General features: G+C 60.9%; 1 protein-coding gene. It reads left to right on the plus strand.

The window, feature by feature from the left end; translation table 11 throughout:
• The coding region (locus VSR34_RS38770) for a DDE-type integrase/transposase/recombinase (RefSeq protein WP_342965284.1) at positions 1-420 on the plus strand (420 nt) is incomplete at its 5' end.
• Between the last annotated feature and the right edge of the window lie 2 nt (positions 421-422).

Consider the following 422-nt stretch of genomic DNA (forward strand, 5'->3'; position numbering starts at 1 on the left):
GTCCTACTGCAAAAGCGGCGCGACAAAGCCGCGGCCAAACGCTTCTTCAAGCGTGTGCTGCGTTCGAGTCCGGTTCCGTGCAAGATCGTCACTGACCAGTTGCGCAGCTACCCGGCGGCCAAAGCCGAAATCCCGGCGCTTGCGAACGTGAAGCACGTGTTCGTCAAAGCTGCAGCCCGGCTGAACAACCGGGCCGAGAACAGCCATCAACCGACGCGCGAACGGGAACGTCGCATGCGCGGCTTTCGCGACCCGAAACGCACACAGAAATTCCTCTCGTGCTTCGGTCCGATCCGGCAACATTTCGCGCTCAAACGCCGTCTGTTGCGCGCCGCGCTCTATCACAAGCAGCTCGCTGCCCGGTTCGTTGCCTGGCGTGAATTCACCGAACTCGCCAAAAATCCGTCCTGCTCATTCTGAGG

Origin of the sequence: Paraburkholderia sp. JHI2823 (assembly GCF_038900695.1) — a bacterium.
GTDB classification, from domain to species: Bacteria; Pseudomonadota; Gammaproteobacteria; order Burkholderiales; family Burkholderiaceae; genus Paraburkholderia; species Paraburkholderia mimosarum.